The sequence below is a fragment of the Leptolyngbya sp. FACHB-1624 genome, from assembly GCF_047649235.1.
Lineage (GTDB): Bacteria > Cyanobacteriota > Cyanobacteriia > Leptolyngbyales > Leptolyngbyaceae > Leptolyngbya > Leptolyngbya boryana.
In genome coordinates, this window is record NZ_CP180258.1 from 71,862 (window position 1) to 89,220 (window position 17,359).

Consider the following 17,359-nt stretch of genomic DNA (forward strand, 5'->3'; position numbering starts at 1 on the left):
CCGGTGAATAAGCTGTGGAAAATCTGTTTCGCTTGTGGAAAACTTGCGTTTTAGTCGGAGTAATTTGGCTTTTTGTCTCGACTTCTGCATTTGCTTCGGTTCATACTTATTCGGATCAAAATAGCGTATTGTATCGATCGCTATCAAGATTACAAGATGACTCAAATCGAGCCTGGCAAGTGGTTTTTTATAAACGATTTCCGCTTGGACAGCCCAATTCAGTTCATTTAAGATTAGTGGGATTTCCTGGAGCGGTGACGATCGATCATCCGCGATCGTTAGAAGTTGAAGCCAATCGATCGCTCTTGAGCATTGAGGATGTGACCTCAAAAGATTTCCCGATCGCTCATGTGGGCGAATATGATTTCAAACCTATCTTGAACCAGTTAGATACCGATACCAAGCTCACTTTGATTCTGCCCTTGAAATCTGGAGAAGCGCGGTTAAAGGTTCCCCAAGACACGGCATTGGAATGGTGGCGAGTGGCAAGTTGGCAGCCGGAGCAGTAGAGGAGATTAACGACTCCTATAGATCAGTAAAGGAGCGATCGACACAAACTCGATCGCTCCTTCAAACTCAAAGAAAAATTCTCAGACTTACGCCGCAATCACTTGAGTCAGCGGTGACCAGCGGAAATATCGCTCTCCACCGACTTCAATCACAACCTTCACTCGCGGCTCAATCTTCGGCAAGTTCGCTAAATACTCAAGCTCTTGATTCGACAGAATATGTCCCTCAATAATCCAAAGCAATAATCCCTTCGACTTCGGCGGCAAGTGAGCAATTTGACTCGTCACGATCGGCGGAACGAAATAGGTATATCCAACCGCTGCACCCGATCCGGTGCTCTTTTTGCCCAAATGCGGAGGACGAACGCCATGGACTCCTGTCAGATAAGCCGCCACATCCCCTAAACCTCTTGCCGTAATGCTGAGCGACTTGTAACCTGCTGACCGAATTCGACGGCGATAGCGTCCTTCAAATCCGCCTTCGAGGGGAACATAGGCAGCGATCGCGCCGTGGGTTTCAAGATCTTTAATTAGCTGTCCGCCTGTGGTGAGAAGTGCCATGCCGCTCGAACCTTCCTAAATTTAACGGTAAACATTTCAGAGATGCTCAGCATCCCTACTTATTCTAAAGGGTTATCTTCTTCTAAACCTTCAAGAATCTCTATTCCATTCATAATTTTCTCCATCGATTGAACTCAATGGGTCTTTCTCAAGATGGGTGAAAACTAATATGAAAAAGATTATTTGTATACAGTATGCGATTTTACAAACTGAGTGCCTTAGTATACTTCATACTTCAGTGGTGCAATTTATCCTAACCTTATGAAACACTCTGCCCTATGGTTAATGACGATCGCCTGTACGATCTCGATTGGCAGTCTTTACTATAACCAGCCAATGCTGGGATTAATTAGCACGCATTTCCAGGTGTCAATTACGGATGTGAGTGCTGTCCCAACCCTGACCCAGATTGGATATGCGATCGGGATGCTCTTCTTTGTCCCCTTAGGGGATCGGCTGGATCGGCGGAAATTGATTGTTTGGCTGAGTGGATGCAATGCGATCGCGCTGCTGTGTGCCGCGCTGTCTCCTGGATTTTATTGGTTAATTGCTGCAAGCTTCATGATTGGACTCACAGCGGTCGTGCCTCAATTATTGATTCCTTTTGCTGCTCAGTTGGCAGATTCGGAGCAGAGAGGACGAATTGTGGGAACTGTGATGAGCGGCTTGCTCGTTGGGATTGTATTAGGGCGAGTTGCAGGTGGGTTTTTCGGAGGAGAATTCGGCTGGCAGTCCACATTTTTGATTGCGGCAGGATTGATGGTGGGATTAGGCATCGTCTTGGTCAAGCAATTGCCGAGCACGTTGCCTGCTAAAACTGAGATTTCTTATTTGGAATTATTGCGATCGCTGCCTGTTTTATTCGCAGAACATTCAACCTTGAGAAAGCGATCTATTGCGGGAGCAATGTTCTTTGCCGCCTATAGTGGCTTTTGGGCAATCCTGCCCTTCTTATTGGAACGTCCGCCGTTTGAATTTCAAAGTGAGATGATTGGGCTGTTTGGATTAGTTGGGATCATGAGCGCAGGAGCTTCTCCCCTGTTAGGAAAGATGACCGATCGCACCAATCCAAGAGTGATGCTGAGAATTGCGATCGGGCTATTTCTCGGCGCACTTCTCGTTTTATTTCAGTTTCACAGTACGCTTTGGGGATTGATTGTCGGCGCAATCCTACTGGATCTCGGAACACAAACAGGTCAGATTTCTAACAAGGCAAAAATTTATAGCTTACCGATTGAAGTTCATAACCGTCTCACGACAGTTTATATGGTGATCTTCTTTACAGGTGGTGCGATCGGCTCGTGGTTGTGTGCCTATGGATGGAAGTTTTCGGATTATTAATTTAATTGGGGTTTAGAGCAATTTTGTAGTTCAACATACAATTTTGATCCGGCTAGATTGATAAACCTAGAATCTGCCCTAGCTTTGATATACGGTATACGCGATTCATCCGTTTGGACAGTACAAGGATTCAATACGGAGCAAATTACTGTATGTGCAGATGGGTGAACCGCAAGCTCAACGCCCTGAAAAACCCGAAAAACCATGACAATTACTGCACCTGAGAAAGAGCGATTTAGCCTAAGTGCGTTTCTAATTCGTGATGCTCCTGCTCGATTTTTGCTCAGTTGGGTTGCAGGATTTGTCGATACGGCGGCTTTTATTGTGCTGTTCGGTATTTTCACAGCTCATGTGACAGGAAATATTGCACTCGCCGGTTCAGCCTTTGCCAGTTCTGATCCTCAGACGACCTTACTCCGGCTCTCCATGCTTCCCGTTTTTATGCTATCGGTGGCTTTTACGTCACTGTTAGCAAATTTTGCTCGAAAGATCGGATGGGCAGTGTTGCCTGTGTTGTTGAGTGCAGAAGCGATCGCACTGGGGATCTTTATGGTCGTCGGATTGCAGTTCTCAGCGACCTTGCTTGTCGATGTGCAGGATGAGTTGATTTTCCCGATCGCAGTTACGGGCGTTATGGCAATGGGAATTCAGAATGCGCTGATGAAGGAAGCGGCTGCTTCATTTACGGGCTATTTTCCGACCACGGTGATGACCGGAAACTTTACACAGTTCACGATCGATTTAGTTCACTACATCAGTGCGAAGTTTGTCAAACAGACCGAGGAAACAAAGGCAGAAGCAGCAGAAGCAATGAGAAAGTTAAAACTGACTTTGCCCTTGCTGACTGGCTTCTTTTTGGGTGGGACAGGAGCCGCTTACTTTGTGCCTTCAGCTGAATTTTGGTGTTTATCAATGCCATTGTTTGCAGTCAGCCTGCTAGCAGTTGCTGCTTACATTCAGGCAGGAGTAACAAAGACTGTTTAAGAGATTAGGAAATCAACCATGCAACGGACCTTGATTACAATTTTTGCTTGTGTGATGTGCTTATTGGCAGGTCTGAGTTTTGCGAATTTAGTGCAGGCGGCTCCGATGCTTGTTGCTGATGTGACTTCGGCAAGCGATCCATTTACTGCGTTGAAGGCAAAGATTGTTCCAGAGCTTGAGAAGATTTTGACTCCGGATCAGAAGACTCAGTTTGAAGATGCGATCGCGAATGGCGTGACTTTGAAGAAAGCGTTTAAGTCGATTACGCTGACTCCTGCACAGAAAAGCAAAGTTGGAGCGATGCTGAAATCGGTTCCTAAAGATTATTTTGCATCGCTGTCTCCGGCTCAGAAACGGGAGCTTTTTATGCAAAAAAAAGACTTCTATATGGAAAAAGGCAAGGAGAAGGCAGCAGAAGCAATCGAAATCGCCAAGGACGTGATAGAGAAAGTTAAGGATGCTGTAGCAAACTAGCAAGATTCTAAACGTCGGACAAGCCGAACTCAACTAAATCGCAAAATGCTTCATGCTTTAGAGCAAGTGGTGGTTTCAAACATGATTGAAAATCATCACCATCAAGCCAAGAGTCAGAAGCACGATCGCGCTTCCAAGCCAATCTGTCTTGGGATTGCTCAATCGAAATGCAGGCTGTAACCAAAATCGTAATGCGTTACTAATTTGAGGCATCACAATCCAGGTGAGTAAGGATGACACTACGAAATTACTGATTAGAGTCACGAAAGCGGGCGACCAAGACTGCAAAAAACCAAGTGTCGGAAGAATTTTGGTTTGGATCATGACCAGTGGATAGAGTCCCAAAACTACTGACATGACTTGTTTCCAGGGAGGAGTCCCTAAACTGGATCGCTCTTGTCCTGCCGCAGATGAAAACCATCCTTCTAACCCTGTCGTGAAAGATTTGAACTTGTAGTTATCAAAGATATTGTGTCCAGACTCAACGAGTGTGGCGCGATCGCGAGAATTCAGCCAATCATTCAAATGATCAGGCGTATCAAAATGCACGATCGAGTACCACTTCATCACACCATCTACGCACTGCAATGGTAGACAAGAATCTGTTCTGATATAGCCTGGAAATCGCTTTGCAGAGCACATCAGAGTATTATGCCACTTGCGAAACATGGCGCGATTTTGATTTGGAACAATATACTCTAGAACAACGGTGGAGTAGAAGACGCGATCGTTAATTTCAGGATTCAACATTACTAAAAGTTTTAACTAGGACTTCATCGATAACACATTTCTGTGATTCATTAAATCAACATCAAGAGACATATCACTCCTGTCACTTAGGTTACAGAATGTGGAATTGAGCAGGAATTCAAGCAATCTTTTTGCACGAAACTTCTGCCTGGGACACAATCCCCCTCAAGGTATATTTATTGCCAAGATTTTACGCATAGCCTAGTAAGGCGCTAATTTAAGAACAAATCTATATTTCTTCCTAGAAAAACCAGAGTGAATCATTTCACAGTGATATGAATTTTCTGAGTTCAATTTCTATACTTTAGGCTTTGCATGAGCGACGCTTTTTCGATTCTGACCTTTGATCATTTAGAATTTTATGTCGGGAACGCAAAGCAAGCAGCGATGTTCTACGATCGCGGTTTTGGCTTCTCGACGATCGCATATCGAGGACTTGATACTGGAGAACGCCATGTTGCGTCTTATGTCATGCAGCAGGGCGAAATTCGCTTAGTCTTAACTTCTGCACTCAACCCAGATCACCCAATCGCTTCAAGAGCGGCGAAGCATGGAGATCATGTAGCAGTGATTGCTTTGGGTGTTAGAGATGTCGATCGTGCATTTCAAGTCAGTACCTCCCGAGGCGCATTAGAAGCGGTTGCACCGAATGAGGAGCAAGACGAAGCGGGAAAGTATCGTTACGCAATGATTTATGGCTATGGCAATACTTTAATCAAGTTTGTGCAACGCGATCGCTATCAAGGTGTTTTCGCGCCAGGATTTGTCCCCCGCTCGATTCCGTCTCGCGCCAATGCCGGATTGATTCAAATCGATCACGTCGTTGGCAATGTTGAAAAAGGACAAATGAACCACTGGGTGGAGTTTTTTCAGAAGACGTTGGGATTGGAATTACTCGTTAAATTTGACGATCGAGCAATCTCGACCGAATATTCTGCGCTTACGTCATCGGTGATGCAAAGTTCAACAGGAAGGGTCAAACTTCCGATTAATGAACCCGCGATCGGCAAAGGCAAATCTCAGATTCAAGAATTCCTGGAATACAACTACGGTGCGGGTGTACAGCATGTTGCTTGTCTGACTCATAACATTGTTGAAACCGTCACCGAATTGAAAAATTCAGGAATTGAATTTCTCAGTGTCCCGAGTTCTTACTATGCAAATTTAGAAGCTCGGGTTGGCAAAATTGATCAATCGATCGAGCAACTGGCTCAACTCGGAATTTTAGTCGATCGCGATCGCGAAGGATATTTGCTGCAAATCTTTACGCAACCTGTGCAAGATCGCCCGACTTTATTTTTTGAAATCATTGAACGGCATGGATCTCAGGGTTTTGGAGAAGGAAACTTTAAATCTTTGTTTGAAGCGATCGAGCGAGAGCAGCTAATCAGAGGAAATCTTTAAGTCTAAGCAGATCACAGGATCGCTTATGCTATGACAGATTCATTGCGAGACTGTTTTGAATATGGATACCCGCCTTACGCAAGCTCAACTTTCTCAAGTCATAGCTGAAATCGATCGCTTATCTCAACTTCGCGACAACGAACTCGATCGTGAGCAAGTCAAACAGATTTTACAAGAGTTAAATTTGCCCGACGATTTACTCGATGACGCGATCGTGCAATTGCGCCGACGAGAAGCTCTAGCTCAGCAAAACCAGCGCCATAAAATTGTCATTTCAACCATTGCAATTATGATTGTTGGCCTGATTGCAACCGTTGCTGTCGTTCAGCAGAAACAGCACAATAAGATTGCTCGCATTGCTGCGATTCAAGACATTGTGACGTTAAAAGATTCAACTAATTCAGTCACCCAGTTCGATCGCACAAAAGACGCACAAGTGTTTTACCGAGTCACATTGAAAAATCCCCCGATCAACGATCGCTTAGCTGTCAGTTGTGATTGGTTAGATTCAACAGGTGAGAGAATTCATCAGAGTCGTTTCCAGACTCAAGAAATTACACGATCGCCCTGGACAACGTTTTGCTTTGCTCCTTTATCGCCGCAGTCCAAGCCTGGAAATTGGACGGTGAAAATGTCGATCGCAGAACGTCCCATTAGTGAAGAAACGTTTGTGGTGAAGTAATGTTGGGATATTGGGGCTATGGTGATCAGCCCAAACTGATACAGAGACTCTCTGAACTCAGTGATGCAAAGATAGCAACTCAATTCTGCACTGATCAGTGGGGATTTGCAACGACTCAAACTCGGCTCAGTGCTTGCGGAAGAAGCACTATCAATGATGTGTGGGTCAATGCAACTGAAGCGTCTTTAGAACTAGGTCGAGACGCATTTGGTCGAGTTCCACTTTACTGGATCAAAATTGAATCGGTTATCTGGTTCTCAACCCAGTTGAAATCCCTGCTCAAACTCGCTCAACCAACAGTAAGCCATGCTGCACTGTATGCTTATACTTGCTTTTCTTATGTTCCAACACCGCTAAGCCCGATCGCAGAAATCGCTTCTATCTCTGCTGGCACGACGCTGACTTGGACAAAAGATTTTACTTGCACCATTTCTGAGACTGAAGACTGGCGCGAATCCAGCACAATGATTCACGATGAAACTGAAGCCGTCAGACAGCTTCAAGCACTGTTGAAAACAGCGATCGCACATCAGATTGAAGATTTACCCGATGAGCCTGTTGGCGTATTTCTATCTGGTGGGATTGATTCCTCGATCGTGGCTGCTTTACTAGTTCAATCTGGGGTTAAAGTTCGAGCTTATGCTCTTGATTTTGGCGTAGAAGATTCAGAGCTACCTTACGCGCAGCAAGTTGCAGACTATCTCAACATTCCATTGACTCTAGTTCCAGCCCAAGCGAAACAGATTATTCAAGCTATTCCTGAAACGGCTAGAGCTTTAGATGCACCGTATGGAGATGGTGTTACAGCTCCACTATTGTTGCTCAATCAAGCTGCATCTCAAGATGTTCGCGTTGTATTCAACGGGGAACACGGCGATCAGTTATTTGCAGGCTGGACGAATAAGCCTTTAATTGCGAATCAAGTATACGACTCAGAGAATTTCATGTTATCAAAACAGTATCTCAATACATTTGGCAGATTGTACGGTTGTGAATCTCGAATCTTTTCTAATTCTGTTTACCAAAGTATTCGCGAACTTGATCTCCAACCTTATCTCGGTGATGCTTTGAATCCTGAAAAATGTGGTTCTCTTCTGGCTCAATTAAGGCGTGCATCGCTGATGTTAAAAGGCGCACAGAATATTCAACCGCGTGCGACTGCCTTGGCACTTTCACAAGGATTGCAAGTACGATCGCTATTTTGTGATCCCGACCTGACTCGCTGGACATTCAAAATTCCTGGCGAACTGATGTTACAAGGAGCTTGCGAAAAGTACATTCTCAAACGTGCGGTTGAATCTTGGTTGCCCTCAGAGGTCGTTTGGCGAGAGAAACGAGGCATGCGAGTGCCGTTGCGTCCTTGGTACTATGGCGAGTTTTGGCGTGAGATTGGTAAATGGTTGAATCCGGGCGTGCTGCGGGCTGAAGGGCGATGGCAGCCCCAGATTGCAGAACAGATGATGTCAGGACAGATGGGAGCGAATTTACGCGATCGCTATTTAGGCAACAATCTTTGGCTTCTGATCATGTGGCAAGCTTGGCGAATTGAAGTCTTGGGAGAATCAGTTGGGGCATCTTCTTGGGATCATCCATTTTGTCTGCCACCGCAAGTCTGGCAGAGAGTCAGAAAAGTTCGGCAAGTTTTTGAGAGGTCGTTCTAGCGTTGCGGAGACTTAGCAGTAGCTCCGCTAGAAATCGCTCATTCTTTTGTGAACATCACTTCAAAACTGGCGACTCGTCTTTAAAGAGACGATAAAGTTAGTTAGATACAGTAATTACACTGAAATTAGTAATGTAAGCTCTCTGTATTCTTAAGTGAAATTAGGGATATAACAAGCGCTGTTAGATGCCGATCTCGCTCCTAAGTCGCAATTAACACGATTCCTGGCTGTGTCTCATCCGGGCGCAGTGGTTGTTTTAAAACTTGGTTTAATCATGCATCATGAGAAATTTTACGTCAGGACGGTCGAGCGCCCCACGACCGCTTCTAGAGACAACTAACCCCATACAAGAAGATCGTTACTCCTCTCAGAGAGCGATTCTTTACGTCCTGTTAAAGTCCGCGATCGCGATCTTGTTATCACTTTTTGCTTGGGAAATCATTGTCCGAAATACAATCGAGCAGTCCCCAGGAACCACAAAACATCCAAGCCTAGGAAGAATTTATAACCCTGGTGACAGAATCGAATCGGGTGAAGGCTTCAGCCGCACTAGAATGAACAGCTTAGGAATGCGCAACGACGAGATTCTGCCCAAAGCTCAAGGCGAATTTAGAGTTTTGTCGATCGGGGATTCGTTTACGAGTGCAGAACAAGTCGAAGATGCCAAAACCTACAGTGCGCGAATTGGATCGACTTTCAAGCAGCAGAATTCGCCTGTCATGGTTATCAATGGAGGTAGAACCGGGGCGACACCTGCCTACTATTTGCACTTAGCAGATTTCTACAAGACTCAATTGCAGCCTGACGCTGTGATAGTTCAAATTAACGATTCTGATTTTACTGAAGAAGGCTTAGATCCCACAAAAGAGTTCTACATTCGTGCTCAAGGCAACACATTTCAAGCTATTCACAATCAGGATTTTGCTAGTGATGATCGCTTATCTCAACTCTTTCAGCAAAAGTTTCCGCAGCTGAGCTTTATGCTGCAAATTTCGACACTACGAGTCGGCGGAAAGAACCTCCAAGCGATGCTGAAAAAACAGGCGAAACCGACTGAAGCAGCACCGAAAAAATCGCAGGGCAATTACGATCGCTTGATTGAATGGACAGTTGTGAATTTGAAAGCGAAGTACCCGAACTTGGTGATTCTGCATATTCCCTATGTCACTTTCAACAATCCAAATGAGCCACCTAATCCGGCTGAAGCAGCTTTGATCGAAATCGCAGAAAAGCACAAGGTTCCGATCGTGGCAATGCGGCGCGATTTTGTGAACTATCATCAAACGTTCCATCAACCGACCAGCGGGTTTAACAATTCTGTTCCTGGCACAGGTCATATCAATGAAATTGGGCATGAACTGATTGCACAACGGCTCGTTCCCCTGCTCGAAGCAATGCGCAAAAAGACAAATTAGTCACTCATGATGTCTGAGGCTGCTGAACCATGATTTTCTCAAGCTTAGAATTTTTTGTCTTTTTTAGCGTTCTGATTGGAATTTTATTGCTTGCGAGATCGCAGGGATTCAAAAAAATCATTTTACTCGGTGCTAGCTACTTCTTCTACGGCTATTGGGACGAACGCTTTGTTTTTCTGCTTGCTGCACTGACGATCGTGAATTACGCGATTGGTTTCCAGATTGAATCGACCCAGAATCCAGAGAAGAAGCGATGGCTGATTGCAGGGATTACTTTCAATCTGATCGTGCTAGGGTTCTTCAAATATTTCAACTTTTTCATCGATTCGCTCAATCTGGGTCTGAATGTTCTGAACCTGAATTTGTCCAACCTCCGGATCATTTTGCCGATCGGCATTTCGTTCATCACTTTTGAAGTCATTAGCTACCTAGCAGATATCTATCGTGGAACGAGCAGACCCGCAAAAACGTTTTGGGATTTTGCGCTTTTGGTTGCGTTTTTTCCACATTTGATTTCGGGACCAATCCTGAGATCGAGTCAGTTCCTTGGCGAAATTCAGAAAGGCATTCACTTAAACCGGGAGAATTTCAGTCAGGGTGCTCAACTTTTCTTACTGGGCTTAGTCAGAAAAGTGATTGTTGCCGATCGCTTAGCTTTGTTTGTGAATGAAGTGTTTAAGCAGCCTGCTGATTACAGTGCAATGACGCTTTGGCTTGCGGTGATTGGATACGCGATTCAGCTTTATTGTGATTTTTGCGGCTACAGTGATATGGCGATCGGGACTGCAAAAATTCTCGGCTTTGATATTCCCAAAAACTTTGCGACACCTTATCTCTCACGCAGTATTACCGAGTTTTGGCGACGCTGGCATATTTCGCTCTCGAATTGGCTACGCGATTATCTCTATATTCCTCTGGGCGGCGATCGACGTGGGAAAGTTCAGCAATATGGCAATCTGATGATTGTGATGCTGTTAGGTGGATTATGGCATGGAGCAAGCTGGAACTTTGTGGTTTGGGGTGGGCTACATGGTGGAGCACTTGTGGTGCATAAACTGTATGCAGACAGAATCCCAAAAAGCAGCGTTACACAAGCCTGGGACTATCAGCTTTGTGCAAATTTTGTCACTCTACTCTTTGTGTGTCTAACTTGGATCTTTTTTCGATCGTCAGATTTCTCGACCTCTTTGTTCATTTTGCAGAAGCTATGGGGTGTGATTGATCCAACGGGCATCAATTGGTTTGCAACTGCACTGGCGATCGCAGTTCCAATGTTCATTCTGACGGACTATGCAGGTCACCAGCTAGCTCAAGGAATGCGCTTGAGATTAAGTTCACTTCCGGGTCTATGTGCCTTCTTTTTTGTCATGTTTGGCGTACTTTTTCTCGCTCCAGCTCAGCCTGCACCATTTATCTATTTTCAGTTCTAGGATGATCTGAGTTCTCTACATCCGAAGCACGACTATAGTAGAGAATGAGTACACCAAAAATTTCAAGGTGAGGCTATGCTGGCAAAGATTTTATTCCTTGTCGGATCGTTAGTTGCGATCGCATTGATCGCGCTACTCATCATACAAGCAAAAAATAATGCAGAGATTGCACAAATTTGGCAAACCTTAGAACCTAAAACACCCGCAGTCGAACCATTTAGCCAAGACCTAATTGCAGATCAACCGGAACCTGTACAGCGATATTTTTTACATGCGATCGCGCCTGGAACGCCCCTAGCAAACGCTGTCTACCTAACAATGAAAGGTACAATTCGACTTGCACCCAATCAAGACTGGATGCCTCTCCAAGCAGAAGAACTGCTTTCTACTACAGGATTTGTCTGGCAAGCGAACGCAAGACAAGGAATTATCCAGATGCAAGGAGCAGACTACTACACTGCTAGTACTGGACGAATGCGGTTTTCGCTCTGGGGGGTGATTCCTGTTGTCAATGCTCAAAGTCCTGATCTGATGCGCTCGGCAATTGGGCGCTCTGTAGGAGAGTTGTTCTGGTTGCCGTCTGCTTTACTGCCTCAGCGAGGTGTGAGTTGGCAAGTCATTAATGACAACACAATTCAAGCGAGCCTGACGCTCGACAATGAGCCGATTACTCTGACTTTTGTGATTGATAGCCAGGGCAGATTACTCAAGAGTTCTTTTCTTCGTTGGGGGGATCAAACCGAAGATAAACAGTATGCCAAGATTCCTTTTGGTGGGGAATACCAAGCAGAACAGACCTTTGGCGGTTACACAATTCCCTCGCAGATGGGCGCAGGCTGGTGGATTGGCAGCGATCGCTACTTTGAATTCTTTCGCGTCACCCTTGAGCAAGCAGTATTTCAATGAGGTTACAGAGCTTGAATCGTTGAAAAACTGTCCTCCCTCACAACTTCCTCAACTTTTATCTCTACGCTTTAGATATCAATCATGATGGAGATCTATATCTATGAATACTCCTCTCGACGAACCTAAAGAAGTCATCGAAACAGTTCCAACTGAAGTGGTTCCTCCAGAAACTGAAACTCACTTTGAAGAGAAAGGAACGATCGAGGAATTTACAATTAGCGGCGATGCTTTAGTCGCGAAAGTCAGAGAACTGATTCATCAAGGCAATATTCGCCGGATTATTCTCAAAAACGAAGAGCGAACACTCATCGAAATTCCACTCACGGTTGGGGTCGTCGGTGGTGTTGTCAGTGCAGCTTTGTTTCCGGTCATTGCGGCTGTCGGTGTGATTGGAGCAATGGTGGCACATCTGACGATCGTGATTGAGAAAAAAGAATAGCTTTACTTGCCTGTATAGATGCCTAAAGCCCTTGCAGTCTGTACCAGATCACTTGCCGGATCAACAGAACACGGACTCTTTGCTAAAACTGCATCAAGCGGAACGGTTTCAGCATGACCATTCTGCCAGGCAACCATTTTTCGAGTCTCTCCGTTCGCAATTAAATCGACGGCAGTTTTGCCCAAGCTAGCTGCGATCAGGCGATCGAGTGCTGAAGGAATGCCACCTCGCTGAATGTGGCCTAGCACCGAGACTCGGCAATCGACAGGGTAAGGGCTACATTTTGCGATTTCATTCGCAACATATTGTCCCATGCCACATTTTATGGCTTCGCAAGATTGATTTGCGCTTTCTAAACTCCGATGTGCGCCTTCCGCAACGACCACGATCGCAAATCTTCGTCCCCAGCGATCGCGCAGTTCGGCAAGATGTTGACAGACTTGCTCGATCGAGTAAGAAATTTCAGGGATCAGAATCACATCCGCTCCGCCCGCAATTCCAGAATGCAAAGCGAGATGCCCCGCTTCTCGTCCCATCACTTCGACGATCATGACGCGATCGTGACTCGCAGCAGTAAAGGTTAATCGAGTCAGGGCTTCTGTAATCGTATTGACTGCGGTATCGAATCCAATGGCTCGTTCAGTGCAAGCAACATCATTATCGATCGTTTTCGGAATGCCAATAAACTGCCAATTCCCTTGAGTTGCGAGTTGATTGAGAATCGCTAAACTGCCATCTCCACCAATTCCAATCAACGCATCAAGCTCTAAGGCAGCATATCCATCTAAAACATCCTGAATTCTACTCAGGGTATCTCCTTTGTTAATGCTGCCAAGAATCGTTCCGCCCATTGTCAGCAGCGGATCAATTCCTTTTAAATCTAAGCCGTGTAAGCTCAGTGGCATCATTGCTCGATCGAGCAAGCCTCGGGTTGCATAAGGAATCCCCACAACATGCCAACCGTAAGTGAGCACGGCATGGCTGATGACCGCCCGGATGACTGCATTCAACCCTGGGCAATCTCCTCCACTGGTTAAAATTCCGAGTCGTTCCAATGTCTTCATATCTGGCAGTAATTCACGATGCTCGAAGACTAAATCAAGAATCTGAGGATCTCGTGAAGATTAACTTCTCCCCTAACAAAATCGCTGTGTTCTTATCATGATGCGCTTCGGATGCGGGTTGCAGACTGAAAATTGCGTGAAGATTGCAGTGGCACGGTAAACTGATGAGATTGATTAATTCGCTCATTTCGATCGTCCCCAGTCATGCCGTCATTTTTACTAGAAGTTGGAACTGAAGAACTACCCGCAAGTTTTGTCGATGAAGCGTTGTCACAATGGCGATCGCGGATTCCGAAACAATTAGCGGAGTTAAATTTGACGACTGACGCAATTCAGTTTTATGGAACGCCGCGACGATTAGCGATCGTCATTCAAGGGTTGCCTGCTCAACAACCGGATCAAGAGGAAGAAGTCAAAGGACCGCCTGCACAAGCAGCTTTCAAGGATGGACAGCCCACCAAGGCAGCCGAAGGATTTGCCCAAAAACAAGGAGTCTCGATCGCGGATTTTGAAATTCGTCCAACCGAGAAAGGCGAATTCATTTTTGTCAAAAAAACAATCAAAGGCAGAGCGATCGCGCAAATCCTAACGGAATTGATTCCGCAATGGATCACACAATTGGAAGGAAAACGCTTTATGCGTTGGGGAGATGGCGATCTGCGCTTTTCTCGACCAATTCGCTGGTTGGTCACGTTGCTTGATGGCGATGTTTTACCGATCGAGATTACGAGTAATTCGATTGCATACAAGAGCGATCGCATTTCTTGGGGTCATCGCGTTTTACATCCTGATCCGGTTTCAATTCCGAATCCAGAATCTTATGTTTCAACCTTGAAATCTGCATTCGTTGAAGTTGATCCCGAACAACGTCAGATTGTAATTAAACAGCAAGTCGAAGCAGCAGCAAAACAGTTGAATGGAGTTGCCATTATCGATGCTGATTTGCTGCGTGAGGTGACGAACTTAGTCGAGTATCCTTCAGCGGTTGTTGGCAAGTTTGATGCAGAATTTTTAGAACTTCCGGCGGAAGTAATCACAACCGAAATGGAAAGCCATCAGCGGTATTTCCCGGTGCAGAAAGCAGGCAGTTCTGAACTATTGCCGAACTTTATTACGGCATCCAATGGCGATCCTCAAAAAGCAGCAATCATTGCATCCGGAAATGAGCGAGTGATTCGGGCGCGGTTGTCCGATGGGAAGTTCTTCTTTGATGCCGATCGTAAAATCCCTCTGGAAGCCTATTTACCCAAGCTCGAAACAGTGACATTCCAAGCGGATTTGGGATCAGTCCGTGCAAAAGTCGATCGCATTGTGGCGATCGCAGGTCAGATTTGCACTCAGTTACAAGTTGGGGATCGCACTGAAATTGAACAAGCAGCACTCTTATGCAAAGCTGATCTCGTGACTCAAATGGTAGGCGAATTCCCAGAGCTTCAAGGGGTGATGGGACAGAAATACGCGATCGCAGGAGGTCAGTCCGAAACGGTTGCGAATGCGATTTATGAACATTATTTGCCCAGAGGTGCAGGCGATGATTTGCCGCAATCTTTAGCAGGTCAGATTGTCGGAATTAGCGATCGCTTAGATACCTTAGTCAGCATTTTTGGATTGGGATTAATCCCGTCTGGATCGTCTGATCCATTTGCGCTGAGACGAGCAGCAACCGCGATCGTCAACATTACTTGGGCAGCAAACTTAAAGCTGGATCTCAATTTACTTTTAGAACAGTTAGTTAAGGGTTTTAGTGAAAACTACGCGCAAGTCCAGAAATTAGCGACGGCTGATTTGCTCAAGCAGTTGAAAGACTTTTTCTTACAGCGCGTTGAAACATTGCTGAAAGACGAAAAAATTGACTATGACTTAGTCAATGCTGTGTTGGGTGAGAATGACCCAGACTACGCAGCGCGGGCATTGCAGAACTTATTAGATGTCCGCGATCGCGCGAATTTCTTACAGACGATTCGCAATGATCAGCGTCTAGCAACCATTTACGAAACTGTGAATCGTGCGTCTCGACTCGCCGTTCAAGGCACATTAGATCGTCAACAGCTTGATCCCGTTCCCGTCATTCGTTCTGAACTGTTTGAAAAGAATTCTGAGAAAGCTTTCTTTACTGCCCTGCAACAGTTGAATCAAACCCTGCAAGGCAAGACTGATTACACGAAGCTCGTTGAGGCTTTAAGTCAGATTGCTCCAACCGTTAGCGCCTTTTTTGATGGAGAAGATAGCGTGTTGGTGATGGATTCCAATCCAGACATCAAGCAGAATCGTTTGAATTTGTTGGGGATTTTGCGAAATCATGCGCGATCGCTAGCGGATTTTGGCGCGATCGTCAAATCTTAGCGATCTGGGCAACCTTGCAATTCAATCCTCGAATCGTTATCTTCGGGATTGAGTTGCTCCCATCAAATCTATGCCTATCCAACAGAATCAACATGCGATCGTCATTGGTGGCAGTATTGCTGGATTGCTTGCGGCGCGTGTGCTATCCGAATACTTTCAGCAAGTGACAATTGTCGATCGCGATCAGCTTCCTCTGACGGCTGAACCGCGACGAGGCGTACCGCAATCTGTTCAACCGCATGTTCTATTTACCAAAGGCTACCGAATCTTAGAAGCACTCTTTCCTGGCATTGACGATGCACTTGCAACGGCTGGAGCCATTCCGTTTGATTGGGGAAAAGACTTCTTGTACTTTCAAGCGGGTCGTTGGTCACCCACAACTGAAACACCAGTCGGGCTAGAATCTTACACCTGTACCCGCCCATTGCTCGAAAGCGTAATTCGACAGCAGGTGAGTAAAATCGCCAATATTACTTTTTTACAAGAGCAACGAGTGATTGGATTGTTGTCTACTGGAACTGCAATTCAAGGGGTCAAACTTCCAAACGGCGAACTTACTGCCCAACTTGTTGTAGATGCCAGTGGTCGCAGTACCCATGTTCCTCAATGGTTAGAAAGTCTTGGAATCACTCCACCTCCTACAACTGTGATTGATCCAGGATTAGGCTATACAACTCGTCGATACCGCATTCCCTCTCAGTTTCAGCCGGATGGTAGGGTTTTGCTGATTAGCCAAGTCCCCCCTGATCAAACTCGTTTGGGATATTTAGCTCAAGTGGAAAATGATCAATGGATTGCTACCTTGGGAGGATATGCACATGATTATCCGCCGATCGAGGAACAAGGCTTTTTACAATTTGCTCAAAGTTTAGATCATCCTGCTTTCTATGAAGCGATCGCGCAAGCAGAACCCGTGTCTGATATTCAAGCCCATCGCGCCACAATGAATCGACTGTATCACTACGAAAAAATTGCGATGCCAGAAGGGTTAATTGCGATCGGAGATGCGGTCTGCGCGCTCTGTCCCATCTATGGACAAGGGATGACCGTAAGTGCATTAGCCGCGCTGGTTTTACAACAATGGTTAGCAAAATTGCAGAAACCCAATTTTCAAAAGCAACTGGCTCGCAGTAATGCTTTTGCTTGGTCACTAGCAACCGGATCTGATTCTAAGTTTCCAACAACGAAGGGAGCGATCGCGCCGAAACAAGGAGCAAAATTATTCCAGGTTTATCTCGATCGATTGATGGCTACTGCACAAAAAGATGTTGAGGTACATTTGGCTTTTTTACAAATGGCACATATGCTGAAGCCTCCGAGTATTGTGTTTCATCCCAAATTAGTGCTGAAAACATTGTTCTAATGTGAGGTGAATCTGACAGAATGATGCGAAAAG

At 45.5% G+C, this 17,359-nt stretch carries 16 protein-coding genes; 13 read left to right on the forward strand and 3 right to left on the reverse strand.

The genetic code is table 11. The features are described 5' to 3' along the window. Positions 1-14 precede the first annotated feature (14 nt). Complete coding sequence (locus ACMUEV_RS00315) at positions 15-509, forward strand: DUF3122 domain-containing protein (protein WP_190652606.1); 495 nt, start codon at positions 15-17, stop codon at positions 507-509. 87 nt (positions 510-596) lie between these two features. On the opposite strand, the gene ACMUEV_RS00320 is transcribed toward ACMUEV_RS00315, so the two are convergent. Next, positions 597-1,070, reverse strand: coding sequence for an NAD(P)H-quinone oxidoreductase subunit N (locus ACMUEV_RS00320; protein WP_071596195.1), 474 nt, complete (start codon positions 1,068-1,070; stop codon positions 597-599). A 261-nt stretch (positions 1,071-1,331) separates the two neighbouring features. On the opposite strand from ACMUEV_RS00320, the gene ACMUEV_RS00325 reads away from it, so the two are divergent. From ACMUEV_RS00325 to ACMUEV_RS00335, 3 genes are all read left to right on the forward strand, one after another. Then, the gene (locus ACMUEV_RS00325) at positions 1,332-2,411 is read left to right on the forward strand and encodes an MFS transporter (protein WP_144056297.1); all 1,080 of its coding nucleotides are present in this window, start codon (positions 1,332-1,334) and stop codon (positions 2,409-2,411) included. A 204-nt stretch (positions 2,412-2,615) separates the two neighbouring features. Further along, positions 2,616-3,395, forward strand: a complete 780-nt coding sequence (locus tag ACMUEV_RS00330; RefSeq protein ID WP_190652605.1) for a YoaK family protein — start codon at positions 2,616-2,618, stop codon at positions 3,393-3,395. A gap of 18 nt (positions 3,396-3,413) precedes the next feature. Next, entirely contained in the window at positions 3,414-3,869 is a 456-nt protein-coding gene (locus ACMUEV_RS00335) for a hypothetical protein (RefSeq protein ID WP_017291339.1), read from the forward strand. A gap of 75 nt (positions 3,870-3,944) precedes the next feature. On the opposite strand, the gene ACMUEV_RS00340 is transcribed toward ACMUEV_RS00335, so the two are convergent. Then, positions 3,945-4,619, reverse strand: a complete 675-nt coding sequence (locus ACMUEV_RS00340; RefSeq protein WP_017291338.1) for a hypothetical protein — start codon at positions 4,617-4,619, stop codon at positions 3,945-3,947. 315 nt (positions 4,620-4,934) lie between these two features. Here ACMUEV_RS00340 and hppD point away from each other — a divergent pair, with 315 nt between their 5' ends. From hppD to ACMUEV_RS00375, 7 genes are all read left to right on the forward strand, one after another. Continuing rightward, complete coding sequence (hppD, locus tag ACMUEV_RS00345; protein ID WP_190652604.1) at positions 4,935-6,023, forward strand: 4-hydroxyphenylpyruvate dioxygenase; 1,089 nt, start codon at positions 4,935-4,937, stop codon at positions 6,021-6,023. A gap of 61 nt (positions 6,024-6,084) precedes the next feature. Further along, positions 6,085-6,705, forward strand: coding sequence for a DUF3859 domain-containing protein (locus tag ACMUEV_RS00350; protein ID WP_190652603.1), 621 nt, complete (start codon positions 6,085-6,087; stop codon positions 6,703-6,705). Further along, entirely contained in the window at positions 6,705-8,366 is a 1,662-nt protein-coding gene (locus tag ACMUEV_RS00355) for an asparagine synthetase B family protein (protein WP_190652602.1), read from the forward strand. Before ACMUEV_RS00350 ends, ACMUEV_RS00355 begins: the two co-directional genes overlap by 1 nt. A 281-nt stretch (positions 8,367-8,647) precedes the next feature. Then, positions 8,648-9,781: an SGNH/GDSL hydrolase family protein gene (locus ACMUEV_RS00360; protein ID WP_190652601.1), complete on the forward strand. Its 1,134-nt coding sequence runs from the start codon at positions 8,648-8,650 to the stop codon at positions 9,779-9,781. Positions 9,782-9,810: 29 nt separating this feature from the next. After that, a complete protein-coding gene (locus tag ACMUEV_RS00365) occupies positions 9,811-11,211 on the forward strand; it encodes an MBOAT family O-acyltransferase (protein ID WP_190652600.1) in 1,401 nt (466 codons plus the stop codon). Between the two features lie 75 nt (positions 11,212-11,286). Continuing rightward, positions 11,287-12,117 carry a DUF6920 family protein gene (locus tag ACMUEV_RS00370; protein ID WP_190652599.1) on the forward strand — a complete coding sequence of 277 codons (831 nt, stop codon included), beginning with the start codon at positions 11,287-11,289 and terminating at the stop codon, positions 12,115-12,117. Between the two features lie 100 nt (positions 12,118-12,217). After that, positions 12,218-12,556 carry a DUF4342 domain-containing protein gene (locus ACMUEV_RS00375; protein ID WP_190652598.1) on the forward strand — a complete coding sequence of 113 codons (339 nt, stop codon included), beginning with the start codon at positions 12,218-12,220 and terminating at the stop codon, positions 12,554-12,556. 2 nt (positions 12,557-12,558) lie between these two features. Here ACMUEV_RS00375 and ACMUEV_RS00380 read toward each other — a convergent pair whose 3' ends face one another. Continuing rightward, entirely contained in the window at positions 12,559-13,620 is a 1,062-nt protein-coding gene (locus ACMUEV_RS00380; RefSeq protein ID WP_190652597.1) for an ATP-dependent 6-phosphofructokinase, read from the reverse strand. A gap of 204 nt (positions 13,621-13,824) precedes the next feature. Here ACMUEV_RS00380 and glyS point away from each other — a divergent pair, with 204 nt between their 5' ends. Both glyS and ACMUEV_RS00390 read left to right on the forward strand, forming a co-directional pair. Next, on the forward strand, positions 13,825-15,963 hold the full coding sequence (glyS, locus tag ACMUEV_RS00385) for a glycine--tRNA ligase subunit beta (RefSeq protein ID WP_190652596.1): 2,139 nt from the start codon (positions 13,825-13,827) through the stop codon (positions 15,961-15,963). 70 nt (positions 15,964-16,033) lie between these two features. Next, positions 16,034-17,326, forward strand: a complete 1,293-nt coding sequence (locus tag ACMUEV_RS00390) for an FAD-dependent oxidoreductase (RefSeq protein ID WP_190652595.1) — start codon at positions 16,034-16,036, stop codon at positions 17,324-17,326. The last annotated feature ends 33 nt before the right edge of the window (positions 17,327-17,359 follow it).